Raw genomic sequence first — 16490 nt, forward strand, 5'->3', positions numbered from 1 at the left:
TTATTCGTCTTTCCAATTTAATCTATCCATTTGGTTGTACTGCCAAGGAGCGCCGTTATTCTCAATATTCATCATCATCATATTTAATTCTTGAGAAGCAGCTGATTGTTCCATTACTAAATACCTACGTAAGTCAATAATTATTGATAACGGGTCAATATTTATAGGACATTCTTCAACACAAGCATTACAGCTAGTGCATGCCCAAATTTCTTCAGGAGTTATAAAATCATTTAACAATTGCTTGCCATCATATTTAAACTCTCCATTTTTATTAATATTTTCTCCAACCTCCTCTAATCTATCACGCGTTTTCATCATAATAGCCCTCGGCGAAAGTTCTTTACCTGTAATATTTGCAGGACAAGCTGATGTGCATCTACCACATTCCGTACACGTATAAGCATTCATTAGTTGTACCCAATTTAAATCTGCCACATCACTTGCTCCAAATTTTTCAGGAATTTCTTCTTCACTTCCTTCCGGTGCAGCTGCAAATGGATCCGCATTTGGATCTAGCATCATTTTAACCTCATTTGTAACAGCTTCTAAATTATTTAATTTTCCTTTTGGGTTTAAATTAGCAAAATAAGTGTTTGGAAATGCCAATAAAATATGAAGATGTTTTGAATAGTATAAATAATTTAAAAACACTAAAATACCAGCAATATGTAACCACCAGGCGGTGCGCTCTATATAAAATAGTGTTCCTGCATTAAAATTTTCAAATAATGGTACTAAAAATTGACTAATTGGATTACCGGCATCTGCTTGTTGAAAAGGCACATCTGTGGCATTCATTATTAAAAATAATGACATTAAGACCATTTCGAAATATAAAATATAAAGGGCATCGTTTTTAGGGAATCCTTTCATTTCTTTATTCCAAAAACGAGGAATTTTCAACACCATTCTTCGTATCCAGAAAACTATAACTGAAACTAAGACTAATAACGCCAGTATCTCAAATGAAGCAATTAAAAAACTATAAAACCCACCTAAAAACGACAATACTCTATGTGTTCCAAAAAGTCCATCTATAATTATTTCGATTACTTCAATATTAATAATTATAAAACCAACATAAACTATAATATGCAAGGCACCTGCAATTGGACGTTTTACCATTTTAGATTGTCCTAAAGCAATCATTGCCATATTTTTCCATCGAGCGGTTGAATTATCAGACCTATCTAATTGTTTGCCAAGTTTTATATTTCTAATTAGTTTTTTCACATTTCTCGCAAAAAAACCAACTCCAATAATAAGAAGAATTGCAAATACTATGTTGTCAATATAATTCATACTTTTTTAATTTATTGATGGTAGAACATTCTTTTAGTGAAAGTGCTAATTTAAACAATAACTTGGTTTTATTCTAGCCATTAGGTTTCAATAAAAAACAACTTTTATAAATTCATCAATTCAAAAAAAAAACTTACTAATTTTTTAAGGTGCCAATTTAGAATAAATTAAAGTCTTCCCTAGGTTATTGTAAAATAATTTACAAATTCAATGGGATTGTAAATTTAAAAGAATTTCTTTAAATTTTTTAATTTTTGCAAAGAACCTTTTTTGTTTTTATAATTGCCTTGTAGATTTGCATACTTGAAAGCAGTAATAACAATTGTTTACTGCTCTGGATCTGGATTATAGCCTTTGTCTTTTTTCCCAAATAATGAAAAGTGTACAAAACGTTTTGGATGTAATTTCATCTCTCTTAACAATTCCTCCAATTCTTTAGAAGCGTCGGTTAAATTAGTATAAATTTCATCTTCTTTCAGCAATTTACCAAGCGTACCTTCACCATTTTCTAAACCAGCCAAAACACTATTAACATTACCAATTGTCTCTTCTAAATTTTTAATAGTCATTCCTAAATTAGCATTTACTAAAGTATCTGAAAGCTTTGCAAAATTAGCAGTCATTAACTCAGCATTATCAAGAGTTTTTGATAATTTATCATCATTCTTTTTAATCAACTCATTTACATTAGCTGATGCAAATTTAAAATTTGTTATGGTTGCATTTAATTCTAAAATACTTGCTTTTAAACTTTGTCTACTTTCAGGATCTAAAACATCTGTTAACCCAGTCATTAAAGAATCTGCACTTTTAATTACACTTTCAACTTTTGCTTGTAATGGATTTAATTTTTCGGTTACAGAAGAGAACAAATCTGATTCTATCTCGCCTTTTAAATAATCTCCTGGAAGTGCTGTTTCACCTTCATAAGAAGGTACAATTGCTAAAGATTTTCCGCCCATTAAACTGGCGCTATAAATTTTTGCAACGCTATTTTTTGAAAATTCAAAATCGTTTTCCACACTAAATTCAACAATTAATGTTCCTCTTTTTTCTTCATCATTATGAAAGGTAATATTCACAACTTTTCCAACATCAACCCCATTTATTGTTACAACACTTGCTGTATTTAAACCTTGAACATTTTGGTATTCTGTAAAATAGGTTTTTATTGGACCATCAAATAAATTAAGTCCTTTTAAATAGTTATAACCCCAAATAAATAATGCGATTACAAGTACTGCTACAACTCCTGTTTTTAATTCTCTGGAAATTTTCAAAATAATATAATTTTTAAGGCAATATTACTAATAATTTTTGTGAGTAAATGGTAAAAATACTATGATTTTTTTAAAACTTCTTCTACCGAAATTTTTTTACCATTCTTAAAAGCGACTATAAATGCAGTTTTATATCCTTTAGATTTCGCAATTTTTCTAAATTCTTCAATTTCCGAATAACTAGCTGTATTCCCTAAATAATATTTATAACTATTTCCTACTTTAATTCTGTCTACATTTTTAAGACCTTTAAAATTATAAGACTTTGTTTCTAATTTTCTTGAACCAGAAGCTATCTGAACTTTAAACACAAGATCTTCATTATTCGTTGTTTCTCGCTTATTTATTACTGCTTTAGTTGTTGAAACTTCGGTTATAGCATCACCCTTAACAGTATTTAATCTTAGTTCATTTATATATTTTTTTATACCATTATAAATAGATTCCGAAAATTTATGTTGTCCTAATTTAGAATTCAAATAAAGTCCTTCTTTACTATTTGTAATAAAACCAGTTTCTATTAAAATACTTGGCATGTAAGTTTGATGCAATACCACAAACCCGGCCTGTTTTACACCTCTGTCTTTTCTTTTTAATTTTGTTGTAAATTCATTTTGAATAATACTTGCCAATTGTATACTTTGATCTAAATATTCTTCTTGCATTAGAGTAAGTCCAATAACCGATTCAGGAGAATTTGGATTGAAGCCCTTATAGGTTACTTTATAATTATCTTCTAATTCAATAACTGAATTTTCTGCTTTAGCAACTTCAAAATTTTGTTTATTTGCATGTGTTCCTAAAACCCAAGTTTCTGCTCCATACGCATTTGATGAATGTGCATTACAATGTATTGACACAAATAAATCTGCATCTGCTTTATTAGCAATCTTACCACGATCTTTTAAACCTATAAATACATCTGTTTTTCTTGTATAAATTACTTTTATATTTTCTCTTTTCTCTAACATTTTACCAACTTGAAGCACAATTTTTAAGGCAATATCCTTTTCTTTCATGGCTTTGTAACCTACTTTTCCTGGATCTTTACCACCATGGCCAGCATCAAGCACCACAATAAATTCAGTTTTTTGAGCAATAATGTTATTATTATTAAAAAGAATAACACAAAAAAATACGAAAACTCGTAAGAAAATCGTTGATATTTTAATTTTAGAAAAGAGTAGTGAGTTCATAAATAATTTTAATTATTTTTGGCAACTGTTATTTGGTGATACAATTATTGAGCCATACATTTACAAACATTAAAAATTGTGGTTGAATGCTTAAAAGCTAAATTAAAAAAACTTACGCTATAAGCACAATTTAAATAGTATTTTTACAAAAAATATTTATTATTAGAACGAATATTAACAAATTATACAAAATATTTTTATTGATAAGTGCAACTCACTTTATCAATACAGCTATTTATTCTCAAGAAATTAAACAGTCTTCTACTGATACAATTGCGGCAATTAAAAAAGAAACTTTAAAAAATCTGCAATTAAATGACACTATAAAAAACAAGCAAATTGATTCTATTAAAATAAAGCAAAAAGATTCTATTAAAAAACCCGTAGAATTGCTGGAAAGTATTATTGAACATAGCGCAGATAGTTTAATAAGACAGGATATTTTAAATAATAAAATTATTTTATACAACAATGCACATATTATTTATAAAGACATTGATTTAAAAGCGGGTTATATTGAAATTGATAACAACACAAGTTCAGTGCTTGCCAGAGGAATTAAGGATAGTGTTGGTGTTTATTCTCAGCTTCCCGTATTTAAACAGGGCAACCAAGAATCTACTCAAGATACAATAATCTTTAATTTTAAAAGTGAAAAAGCAAAAATCTGGAATTTAAAAACCGAACAACAAGGTGTTATTATTTTAGGAGAAGTTAGTAAAAAACATAACGACTCTGTCATATTTATTGAAAATATAAGACTTACAACTTCCGATAAAGAAAACCCAGATTATTATATTAAAATTCCGAAGGCAAAATTTATAAAAGACAAAAAACTAGTGGCAGGAACCAGTCAATTAGTTTTAGCTGATGTGCCAACTCCAATTGTAATGCCTTTTGCATATATTCCATTAACAAAAGGAAGAACTTCAGGTTTTTTAATGCCTACTTGGGGAGAAAATAACAGACAAGGTTACTTTTTACAAAATGGTGGTTACTACTTTGTTATAAATGACAATTTTGATTTGGCCGTTTTAGGAGATATTTATACCAACGGAAGTTGGGGATTACGAGCAGAATCTGGATATGCAAAACGATATAAATTTTCAGGTAACTTTAACTTTAGATATGAAAACTTAACAAATAGTTTAAAAGGATTTGACGATTATTCAAAAACTACAAATTACAATATTAGATGGAGCCATTCTCAAGACGCAAAAGCGAGTCCAAATTCTAGATTTTCTGCTTCTGTAAACCTAGGAAGTAGTAAATACTACAAGCAATCTAATAATGAATACAATACAAATGCCTTTTTAAATAATAATTTAAGTTCGTCCGTTTCATTTTATAAAAAGTTTGTAGGTACTCCCTTTAATATGTCTTTATCGGTGACACATTCTCAAAACACCAATACGGAAGAAATCACAATGACATTGCCTTCTTTACAATTAAATATGGATAGAATTTACCCGTTTACTGGTAAAAATGGCGCAAAAAATAATGCAATTCAAAAAACAGGTTTAACCTATTCTTTAAAAGGTGATAATAGAGTTAATACAACCGATGAATTTTTCTTTAAAAAACAAATGTTTGATGAAGCAAAGTCTGGACTTCAGCATAATATTACCATGAATACCAATATGAAGGCTTTAAAATTCTTTACAATTTCACCTAGTTTAAACTATAAAGAAGTTTGGTATTTTGATAAACTCAGCAAAAAGTTTGATGACGTAAAAGAAGAAGTTGTTACTGATACGATTAGTGGTTTTAATGCTTTTAGAGAATACAATGCTTCAGTTTCTTTAGGAACTACTTTTTATGGTATGTTTAAGTTTAGAAAAGGAAGTATTGAAGCTATAAGACACGTTGTTAGACCTAGTGTATCTTATGGCTACAAACCTGATTTTAGCGATATTTACTATGAAAAAGTACAACAAAACGCAGCAAACCCAGAAGAGTTTTTAGAATATTCTCCTTATAGTAATGGTATTTTTGGAGGTCCAGGTTCAGGGCTTTCTAATAGCTTAAGCTTTACCGTTAACAACAATCTAGAAGCAAAACTAAGAAAAAAAGACTCCTCAGAAACAGAAGCTAAAAAAATTATTTTATTAAATAATTTAAACTTCTCTTCAAGTTATAATATGGCTGCAGATTCTTTAAAATGGAGTCCAGTTAGCGTAAATGCGGGTACAAATTTATTTGACAATAAACTTTCTTTAAATGTAAGGGCAACCTTAGATCCTTATGCCTTAGATGTTAATGGTAAAAAGATTAACACCTTTAATTATAATAATGGTGGTAGTTTATTTAGACTTACCAACGCTGGTCTTACTATGAATTATTCTTTAGCGAGTAAAAAAGAAACAGGAGCTTCAAAGTCTGGACAAGATCAAAAAGCGGCTGCCAATAATTCTGATGGGGTATTTGGAGAAAGCTTAACTGCAACAAACCAACAAAATACAAATAATAATTCATCAAACTCTGAGAAAGAAACAAAATTGTATGGTTCAAAAATACCTTGGACCCTAAAACTAGCCTATTCTTTGAATTATTCAAATACAAATAGGCAAAATGAAATTTCTTCCAACTCTTTAATGTTTTCTGGAGATATTGAATTAACTCCAAAATGGGGTGTTGGCTTTTCCTCTGGGTATGATGTTAAAAATCAAGGCTTTACCTATACGCAACTTCGATTTTCTAGAGATTTAGATAGCTGGAAACTTAATTTTAACTGGGTTCCTTTTGGAGATAGACAAACGTACTACTTTTTTATTGGTGTAAAATCTTCTATGTTAAGTGATTTAAAATATGATAAAAGACAAGTACCAGACAAACGATTATTTTAGTAAAATTTATAGTAGCTTTAATTTTTAATTTAGAGAAATACACTTATGAAAAAAATAATTAACACTCCAAATGCACCCGCACCAATAGGCCCATACAACCAAGCTATTTTAACTGGAAATACCCTATACACCTCGGGGCAGATAGCGTTAAACCCAGTAACTGGTGAATTGGTTTTAGATTCTATACAAAATGAAACGAAACAGGTTATGGAAAATATGAAAGCTGTTTTAGAAGCCGCAGATATGACTTTTGAAAATGTTGTAAAAACTTCGATCTTTATTTCTAATATGAACGACTTTACAGAAATTAATGCTGTTTATGGAAGTTATTTTAATGCAACAACAGCTCCAGCACGTGAAACTGTTGAAGTTGCAAACTTACCTAAATTTGTAAATGTTGAAATCTCTATGATTGCTATAAAATAATAGCTTTATATAGATCTTATTAAAAGTTCTGCAGTTGCTGGATTTGTAGCTAAAGGAACATCGTGCACATCGCATAAACGCATTAACATTGCAATGTCTGGTTCATGCGGATGCATACCAAGCGGATCTCTAAAAAAGAACACCATTGCGGTTTTACCTTCTGCAACACGCGCTGCTATTTGAGCATCGCCACCATAAGGTCCTGAAAGATATTTCTCAACCTTGAACCCTGCTTTTTCTGCGTTTTTACCAGTTGTTCCGGTAGAAATTAAATCTATATTTTTTGAAGTTATCAAAGCTTTAAAGTCCATTAAAAACTGAACCATCTCTGTTTTTTTTCCATCGTGTGCAATAATTGCAATTTCCATATTATTATATTTTAATTACTACAAAAGTAGTAGAATTCCTTATTAAAGTGAATCTGAATATTCAATTAAATCGACTATCTTGGTTGCATAACCAAACTCGTTATCATACCAAGAAATTATTTTAAAGAAATTTTCATTTAATTCCATTCCTGCATTCGCATCAAAAACAGAAGTTCTAGATTCTGAAACAAAATCTTGAGAAACTACTTCATCTTCTGTATAACCTAAAATTCCTTTTAATTCATTTTTAGAGGCATTTTTCATTACAGCTTTAATTTCGCTATAAGAAGTTGCTTTTTTTAACCGAACCGTTACATCTATTAATGAAACATCTACAACAGGAACTCTAACTGCCATTGCTAAAATTTTACCTTCCATTTCAGGTATAATTTTTATCAATGTTTCTGAAGCACTTGTAGAGGTCGGAATCATATTATTTAAGGCTGCTCTACCTCTTCTCCATTTTTCAGAAAAACCATCAACAACATTCTGACTAGAAGTTGAAGCATGCACCGTAGTTACTAAACCTTCAATTATTTCAAAATTATCATTTAAAATCTTCACAATTGGAGCCAAACAATTAGTGGTACAAGAAGCGTTTGAAAATATTAAATCGTTTTTAGACAATTTAGTATGGTTAACACCCATTACAAAATTTGGAACATCCTTTGAAGGTGCAGAGATAACTACCTTTTTTGCACCTCCTTTAATATGCAATGCAGCATTATTTTTATTTGTAAAAAAGCCTGTAGATTCAATTACAAAATCAACATCTAAAGCATCCCATTTAATATTTTCTGGTTTTGCTTCTGAAGTAATGCGTATTGGTTTATCATTAATAATTAAAACATCTTTTTTAACCGTTACAGTTCCTTTAAAACGCCCGTGAACAGAATCAAATTTTAATAAATATGCTAATTGATGAATATCAATTAAATCATTTATTGCAACAACTTGAATATTTGGTCTGTTAATTATAGATCTTAATGCTAATCGTCCTATTCTTCCAAAACCGTTTATACCAATTTTTATCATATATTTCTATAAGGTATTATTGAAAAATAGTAGTATTAAATTGACATTATGTCGCTAACACGCAGTAATTCTTTATTTATTTCGTGTTGCCCTTTTACAGCGTGATCTAAATCTGTTGTTTCTACCTTATTATTTATTAACCCAACCATTAAATTAGATTTTCCATCTAATAGTAATTCAACCGCTTTTACCCCTAATCTTGTTGCTAAAACACGATCAAAACAGCTTGGAGCTCCTCCTCGTTGCATATGACCTAATACTGAAACTCTCACTTCATACTGTGGCAAATGTTCTTCAACATAATCAGCTAATTCGAAAACGTTCTTCCCAATTTTATCTCCTTCAGAGACCACAACAATACTAGATGATTTACCAGATCTTTTGGTTCTTTTTAAGGATTCTAATAATCTATCTAAACCTAAATCTTCTTCAGGAATTAAAATCTCTTCTGCACCAGCACCAACACCTGCATTTAAAGCTATAAATCCGGCATCTCTTCCCATTACTTCAACAAAAAACAGTCTATTATGTGAACTTGCAGTGTCTCTAATTTTATCAATTACATCAACTACTGTATTTAAAGCTGTATCGTAACCAATTGTAAAATTAGTTCCACAAATATCGTTATCAATGGTTCCTGGAATTCCAATACAAGGAAGGGTAAATTCTTGATTAAATACCATACCTCCAGTAAATGTACCGTCACCTCCAATTAGAACCAGCGCATCTATTTCTGCCTTTTTTATTTCCTTATAAGCTTTTTCTCTACCTTCTTTAGTTCTAAATTCTTTAGATCTGGCAGATTTTAAAATTGTTCCTCCTCTATTAATAATATTACTAACATTTCGAGCTGTTAGCATTTTAAAATCTCCTTCTATTAAACCTTGATAACCTCGGTAAACCCCAACACATTCAATATTATAATATGCACATGCTCTTACAACTGCTCTAATTGCAGCATTCATTCCTGGCGCATCACCTCCTGAGGTAAGCACGCCTATTTTTTCAATTTTTTTTCCCATAAGTGAAATTCAAAAGTACTTTAAATTTTGGACGCAATTTAGTAAAATAAAAAATTAATAATTACCATAAGTTTTTTGGATAAACTCCTGTATCTTTTAATTTTTGAATTTCTGAAGTAACATAGTCTTTATCTTCTATATACGTTACGCCAAACCACCTAGCATCTGATTTTAAAACCTGCATTGATGCTGTTCCACTAACAATCAAATGGTTAACTACCAAAGGAATGAAAAATTCTGCTTTTGGTTCTTTATAATTATCTTTTAAGAAATCTTCAAATAGAGATTCGGAAAGCTCAAAGTATTTTGGTGTAAATCCGAAGAAATTCATAGATACTATAGTATCTTCTGATATTGGTTTTAAAACACCATCGGCTTCTTTAAATTTTAATTTTCCTTCAATTTTTTCAATATGTGTACGTTCTGTAATCCCTGTTAAGAATCCGTTTTTATTTACATTACACTCACCTCTCGAAACAAAACCATATTCTGAAATAGTGTTTTTTAACACATATCCCATCATATTAAAATTACTTGAATTTTTATCAGTATTTTTAAGTACCTCAGCAATCCCCACAAATGCGGCCCTTCCATAAAAATCATCAGCATTTATAACTGCAAAATTTTCTGATATAACATCTTTTGCCATTAATAAGGCATGTCCAGTTCCCCAGGGTTTCTTGCGGTTATTATCTCTATATTTTTCTGGAATAGTATCTATTTCTTGAAAAACATATTCAACCTTAATTTTACCTTCTAATTTTGGATTGAAGAAAGCTTTAAAATCTGCTTCAATACTTTTTCTAATAATAAAAACTACTTTTCCAAAACCAGCTTGAATAGCATCATAAATTGAAAAATCTAGGATAGTGTCACCTTGTTCAGAAAATGTATCTAACTGTTTCAACCCTCCATACCTACTTCCTATTCCTGCGGCTAATATTACTAATGTTGGTTTGTCCATTTTTTAAAAAATTATTATTTTATATTAATTTATTTTACTTGCCTTAGACTCTTTAACAACTGGTTTTTTAGTATTTACAGAGTCAATTTCTTTTTTCTTTTTCAAACCTAATTTTTCTAATAGTTCGGCTCCATTATCAAAATCTATTTGGTAATTGATACCAATTCCCTGTGTATAACCTTCTTCATCCTGTTCTGAATATTGAATTTCGTTTTGGCGGTTAAAAATTGAAGATCTTAGAGTACCTGCATCATTTAACAAAAAGTCTATGGTTACTTCACCTATGATACTCGTTTGTTCTTTAGAACCTATTGGTACGCTTGCCTTTCCATTTATTAATATTCTATCATTTATTTCGTACCCAAAATTAAAACCAAACTGATCGTTAATATTTAAATTATCTATCCTATTTTTTTCACCAAAAGTATATACTGGTTTTAATTTAAATTTATTATCTCCTTTATTTACAATATTATCAAATGCATTTGAAAGCAGATCGGATGCTGTACCATATACCAAACCACTTGTATTAACACTTAAATCACTTTCGTTGTAAAATGCTCCTGAAGCTAATAATGACACAAAATGTCTTGTTTTACTATTGTCATCATTACTATTTAATTTAAAGGCTAACTCAGATGCTACTGTAGAACTAGAATTTGGAATTTCTATGTCAAAGGTTCTTTCAGAATCAAATAATTCACCTGAAAATCGTGTAATTAAATCGATTGGTATTTTTCTATTTGCTGTAATATTTTCTAAAAGTGATTTTGGATTTGCGGAAACTCTATATACTGCTTCAATATTAATATCTGCGGTAAATGGATCTCCACTCCAAGATATACTTCCGCCTTTTTTAACATTAAATGGTTTGTTAATTATACCTCCATATTTAAAATTATAGATACCATTATCTACTATAAAATCACCATACATATCAAACTTATCTTTGGTATCTAATTCTATTTGTAAATTTCCTGTTCCACTTCCTTTTAAAGAACTTCCCGTTGCTTTATCTAGTACCATTTCTACCTCAGCATCTTTTGTTACTTCTAAATTAAAGTTAATAGATAAACCTTTTAATTTTTCTGAAATAAAAGCTCTTCTACTTTCTATTTCATTTACATCTTTATCTTTACTAACAAATCTAATTAATTCTGATGCTGATACTGTTTTAACATCACTAATTGGAATTACAAAACGAGTGCCTTTATTAGTTCTTCCAACTACATCTATTACCAATTTATCGGTTGGTCCAATTATGGATGCATTTCCTGCAAGAAATCCAGTACCATAATATAAAGATGTCTCTTCTTCTTCTGTATTTAGAACTAATAAGTTTCTGGTATTTAGCTCTAAATTAAGTGCCCAATTATCAAAGTATTTATGAGATATTGTACCTTTTAAAGCTCCTTTTGTATTATTTTGAGTATCTTTTATTTGAACATCTTCTAAATTAAAAGTTTGGTTTTCTAATGTAATAACACTTGTTCCTTCAAACAAATAATCTACGTTTAAATATGGAAAATAAAGACCTGCTTGGTCTAAATATAATTCGCCTGTCATTTTTGGGTTGTTAAGTTGCCCTGTTACATTCACATTACCATACGCATAGCCTCTAATATTGTTAAAAACATCTTCTCCAAGTGGACTAAATGCGTCTAGTTTAAATTCTTCAAAATCTACAATTACATCTAGAATTGGTTTTTCAGGAGTAAAATCTAATTCTCCAACTGCCGAAAAACTAATGCTATTATCTCTTTTTAATGAGACGTTTAAAGCATATTCTGTCATTGAATTTTTTCCTTCTATACCTACTTTTAAATCTCCCTGATATGAATTATTAATATTAAAATCGGATATAGTTAAATTTGCTGTTGGTTTTAATCGCTTTTTAAACTGATTGTAATTTAAGGCTCCATTTATAATTCCTCTAAGCTTTAAACTGTCCACATCTGGTGTAATGTTTGAAAGTTTAACATTTTTAAAGTTAAATTTAAAATCTTTACTTATTGTATCTTGCATGGTTCCTTGAAACTCAATTTTCTGACCTTTTGAGGCAATTAAAAACTGATCGATGGAATATAACTTTGTTTTACTATCGAAAACAACTTTGTTTTTTAAATTATTTTCAGGGTTAATAACCCACATATTATTTTTATAAATAAAGTTTGATTTTTGTAACCCAAAAACGGATTTATTTTCTTTATTAAAAGTATGGTAAAAAGAGAGATCAAATTTCTCTGTATTCTCTTTACCTCCAATAAATTCGGTTCTAAAGTATAATGTATCACTTAAGGTTATGTTCACTAAATGAAGTTTAGAAATATCATAATAATCAGATTTAATTTCATCAATGGTAAGCTGTGTATTAAATAATGGGTTTTTGTTGTCTATTTGTAAATTTAATTCGCTAATAACATTAGTAAAAGCCTCAACTTTAGGTGATTTTATATTTAATTTGAACAAATTATTATTAGAACTAATAGATCCTCTAATTGTGGTTGTTGGGGCTAAAATTACTTCTGGATAAAAAACTTCAACAATTTTATTAAAAATATAAAATCTGAAATTTAAATTTTGATTGGGTGTTACTTGATATGGATTGTAATTTGAGTAAATACTACCTATAGAATTTTGGGCCAATTTACCTAATTCGTTGAACTTAAATTTCCCTTCAATTCTTCCGGTAAGTATTTCTGGAGAATTAATCGTAATTGTTCTAATACTATCTAAAAATGAAGACGTTATATTAAAATCTTTAAAAAAGTAATTCCCTTTCTGATTTAGATAAAGCGAATTCTTAAAGTCAACTGTTCCTACCAAATCATCAAAAGAGTTTCCTTTAACTTGAATATCTATATCGCCTTTTATTTTTGAAATACTATCTCTTTTAAAAAGGTTTATAGTATTTAAATCGCAATAATCTACAGTTGTTTTAAAGTCGAATGTGTAAATATCTCTAGATAAATCTGCTAATCCATTAAAATTCAACTTTATATTATCGTCATTTACTTCCATTTCACCATCAAAATGCATGTTTTTAAAAATACCGTTTAAACTAATATTTTTATAAGTATAGTTTTTATATTGATGTTTAGATACTTTTCCTTTTACTGAAGTATTTAAGTTTTCTAATGTAAATCCACTTCCATCAATATTGGCTTCCATAGACAGCAAACCAACAAGACTATCGCCCATTATTTTACCCAATTTTAAATCTACAACTTTAATATATCCTTTGTACGAAGCATTGTCAATATTGTCTATATTTGTCAAAACAAGGTCAGATATTGAAGTTCCTAAATCTGTTTTTAGAGTTAATTGTGCATCAATCAAATTTGGAGTAATGTAGGTGTTTCCGCTTAATGTAAATCTTCCTATTTCTTTAAATGTTGATGGTAATGTATTTCCTAAAACTTCGGGTAACATTATTTTTAAATGATTATAGTCTGAAGTTAAATTTGTAAAATCTCCATTCATTGAAAAACCATTTTCTTGATTAAAGATATTTTTAAAATTTAAGTCCCCATAAATAAGTGCATTTTTATCGGTTTTTAGTTGTAAATCACTCGCAACAAAATCATTTAATTTTCCATTAATTTTAGTAGAAAAATGCAACACATCATCCGTACCAAATTCACTATAAAATTTTTTAAGATCTAAAAGAGATACCGTAGCTTCTTGCACGGTGGCATTAATAGTTACTAAATTATTAAAATCTGAAAAATCTTCACGATTATACGTAAAGTTTATATCTGCTAAAACTGAAGATGTTTTAGTTTTTAAAGATGTATTTTTAAAACGCATAAAAGATTTTGTATACGTAAAATCACTAGACAAGTTTTCAATTTTTAAATTATGATTTTCAACGAAACTAAGCCCTGTTATTTCAGTTGAAACATTTGGACCTGCAATTTTAAAATTAGTTGTTTTACCATTTATATTTTTAAAAAATAATGGATTATCATTCTCCGAATTTTCATCAGAAATTGCTACATAGCCGTTTACAAGTTTTAATTTGGTTGCAGTTAATAGAAAACCCGAAGGTTTATCACTTTCATTTCCATCGTTAAATTTATCAACAAAAACGGTTAACGCATCATCGTCTTCATCTTTATATGTTTTAATATTTAAAACAAAATCGTCTAGTGCAATTTGACCAAATTCTAATTTATTATTTATAATGTTTTTGTAACTAAATATAGATGTTGTTAAATTATCAACATACACAAGAGTATCTAAATGATGGTCTCTAATAAAAATGCTATTTAATTGTACATCCCCTAAAAAAGCTAGGTTCACTTTTTCTATATTAATATCTACATTAAACTCTTTTCTTAAATAATTTGTTGCTGATTTTCCTAAACTTGTTTGCACTTTAGGAATAGATAATAAGATACTTACTATTACTAAAAAAAGTAACAGTATCAGTAAAATTTTAGGTCCTATTTTTTTTATTCGTTTGATATGCGCTAAATTTGCATTTTTATGGCAATTTTCGTGCCTTTATTTGTTAAATTATGATTAAAAATAAATCAATTTACATACTCGGTATTGAATCTTCTTGCGACGATACAAGCGCTGCTGTTATATGCAACGGAAAAATACTTTCAAATGTTGTAGCAAATCAAGAAATTCACACCAAATATGGTGGTGTTGTTCCCGAATTAGCTTCACGTGCACATCAACAAAATATTGTTCCTGTAATTCAACAAGCAATTCAACAGGCAAATATCGACAAAAAAGACTTAAATGCCATAGCTTTTACGCGCGGACCTGGATTAATGGGTTCTTTATTGGTTGGAACCTCTTTTGCAAAGTCACTTTCGTTGGCTTTAAACATTCCGCTAATTGCCGTAAATCATATGCAAGGTCACGTATTAGCACATTTTATTGATGAGGAAAATCAGCAAAAACCTCCATTTCCTTTTTTGTGTTTAACCATTAGTGGTGGCCATACGCAAATTGTAAAAATTACAGATTACTTTACTATGGAAGTAATTGGTGAAACTTTAGACGATGCTGTTGGTGAAGCTTTTGATAAATCTGCCAAAATTTTAGGATTGCCTTATCCCGGTGGACCATTAGTAGATAAATATGCGAAACTTGGAAATCCACTTGCTTTTAAGTTCACAAAACCAAAAATGGCAGATTTAAATTTTAGCTTTAGCGGATTAAAAACTGGTATTTTATACTTTATTCAGAAAAAAGTAAAAGAGAATCCAAATTTTATTGAAGAAAACCTTAACGATATTTGTGCCTCAATACAATACACAATTGTTGAAATTTTATTTGACAAACTTAAAAAAGCAGTTGAAAAAACAGGAATAAATCATGTTGCAATTGCCGGTGGTGTTAGTGCTAATTCAGAAATTAGAAAAGTATTAAAAGAAACAGAACACAAGTATGGTTGGACAACGTATATTCCAAAATTTGAATATACTACAGACAATGCTGGAATGATTGCCATTACTGGTTATTTAAAATATTTAGATAACAACTTTTCTAAAGATACGATAATTGCAACTGCGAGATTAAAAGTGAATGAACAATAAATTTTATAAAATTTTTACTATTTATTTTAATTCTAAATTGTATTTTTGATGCAATGAAAGATTTTTTTAGAAAAATAACAGCTCTGGTAATGGTAACAATTTTATTGTTATCTACATCTTCATTTTCTCTTTACAAACATTTTTGTGGTGATAATTTAGTTACTATTTCAACTGAAAGAATTGAAAATTGCTGTGACTCTGAAACCTTTCTAGCACAATCTAATAAACTAATTTTTTCAGAAGAAGATTGTTGTAAAAATGAAACTACTTTTAAAAAAGTTCAACTATTTGATTATACAAACTCAGTTAAAATAACAAAAAGTCAAATATTATTTTTAAGTTCATTTTACTTTAGTTTTATTCAAAATTTAACTAGTGTAACTACTTCAAAAAAATATTATAAGGATTTTTCTCCACCTTCACTTGTTTTAAATAAACAAGTACTTTTTCAAACATTCTTAATTTGATAACAGCTTCTTTTTAAAAGAAC

The 16490-nt window shown here is 29.1% G+C and carries 12 protein-coding genes; 4 read left to right on the forward strand and 8 right to left on the reverse strand.

The annotated features are described in order from the left end of the window. From IEW75_RS12980 to IEW75_RS12990, 3 genes are all read right to left on the reverse strand, one after another. Entirely contained in the window at window positions 1-1305 is a 1305-nt protein-coding gene (locus tag IEW75_RS12980) for a 4Fe-4S dicluster domain-containing protein (protein ID WP_134249138.1), read from the reverse strand. A 326-nt stretch (window positions 1306-1631) separates the two neighbouring features. Continuing rightward, window positions 1632-2585, reverse strand: coding sequence for an MlaD family protein (locus IEW75_RS12985; RefSeq protein ID WP_229714458.1), 954 nt, complete (start codon window positions 2583-2585; stop codon window positions 1632-1634). A gap of 59 nt (window positions 2586-2644) precedes the next feature. Continuing rightward, window positions 2645-3781: an N-acetylmuramoyl-L-alanine amidase family protein gene (locus tag IEW75_RS12990; RefSeq protein WP_134249139.1), complete on the reverse strand. Its 1137-nt coding sequence runs from the start codon at window positions 3779-3781 to the stop codon at window positions 2645-2647. 200 nt (window positions 3782-3981) lie between these two features. Here IEW75_RS12990 and IEW75_RS12995 point away from each other — a divergent pair, with 200 nt between their 5' ends. Further along, complete coding sequence (locus tag IEW75_RS12995; protein ID WP_229714459.1) at window positions 3982-6627, forward strand: putative LPS assembly protein LptD; 2646 nt, start codon at window positions 3982-3984, stop codon at window positions 6625-6627. A gap of 45 nt (window positions 6628-6672) precedes the next feature. After that, the gene (locus IEW75_RS13000) at window positions 6673-7053 is read left to right on the forward strand and encodes a Rid family detoxifying hydrolase (RefSeq protein ID WP_134249141.1); all 381 of its coding nucleotides are present in this window, start codon (window positions 6673-6675) and stop codon (window positions 7051-7053) included. Between the two features lie 5 nt (window positions 7054-7058). Here IEW75_RS13000 and IEW75_RS13005 read toward each other — a convergent pair whose 3' ends face one another. The 5 genes from IEW75_RS13005 to IEW75_RS13025 all read right to left on the reverse strand — a co-directional run bounded on the left by IEW75_RS13005 (window position 7059) and on the right by IEW75_RS13025 (window position 14822). Next, window positions 7059-7421 carry a methylglyoxal synthase gene (locus IEW75_RS13005; RefSeq protein ID WP_134249142.1) on the reverse strand — a complete coding sequence of 121 codons (363 nt, stop codon included), beginning with the start codon at window positions 7419-7421 and terminating at the stop codon, window positions 7059-7061. A 42-nt stretch (window positions 7422-7463) separates the two neighbouring features. Continuing rightward, the gene (gap, locus tag IEW75_RS13010) at window positions 7464-8456 is read right to left on the reverse strand and encodes a type I glyceraldehyde-3-phosphate dehydrogenase (protein WP_134249143.1); all 993 of its coding nucleotides are present in this window, start codon (window positions 8454-8456) and stop codon (window positions 7464-7466) included. Window positions 8457-8491: 35 nt separating this feature from the next. Beyond that, entirely contained in the window at window positions 8492-9478 is a 987-nt protein-coding gene (gene pfkA, locus IEW75_RS13015; RefSeq protein ID WP_134249144.1) for a 6-phosphofructokinase, read from the reverse strand. Between the two features lie 61 nt (window positions 9479-9539). Then, entirely contained in the window at window positions 9540-10442 is a 903-nt protein-coding gene (locus tag IEW75_RS13020; protein WP_134249145.1) for a nucleotidyltransferase family protein, read from the reverse strand. Between the two features lie 24 nt (window positions 10443-10466). Beyond that, on the reverse strand, window positions 10467-14822 hold the full coding sequence (locus IEW75_RS13025) for a translocation/assembly module TamB domain-containing protein (protein WP_134249146.1): 4356 nt from the start codon (window positions 14820-14822) through the stop codon (window positions 10467-10469). A gap of 143 nt (window positions 14823-14965) precedes the next feature. Between IEW75_RS13025 and tsaD the strand changes: the two genes are divergently transcribed. Together tsaD and IEW75_RS13035 are read left to right on the forward strand one after the other, a co-directional pair. Continuing rightward, window positions 14966-16000 (forward strand): tRNA (adenosine(37)-N6)-threonylcarbamoyltransferase complex transferase subunit TsaD, encoded by a 1035-nt coding sequence (gene tsaD / locus IEW75_RS13030; RefSeq protein WP_134249147.1) that lies wholly within the window; start codon window positions 14966-14968, stop codon window positions 15998-16000. Window positions 16001-16053: 53 nt separating this feature from the next. Continuing rightward, the gene (locus tag IEW75_RS13035; protein WP_134249148.1) at window positions 16054-16467 is read left to right on the forward strand and encodes an HYC_CC_PP family protein; all 414 of its coding nucleotides are present in this window, start codon (window positions 16054-16056) and stop codon (window positions 16465-16467) included. Window positions 16468-16490 lie beyond the last annotated feature (23 nt).

Source organism: Lutibacter litoralis, assembly GCF_014646675.1.
In the GTDB taxonomy this organism is placed as follows: Bacteria; Bacteroidota; Bacteroidia; order Flavobacteriales; family Flavobacteriaceae; genus Lutibacter; species Lutibacter litoralis.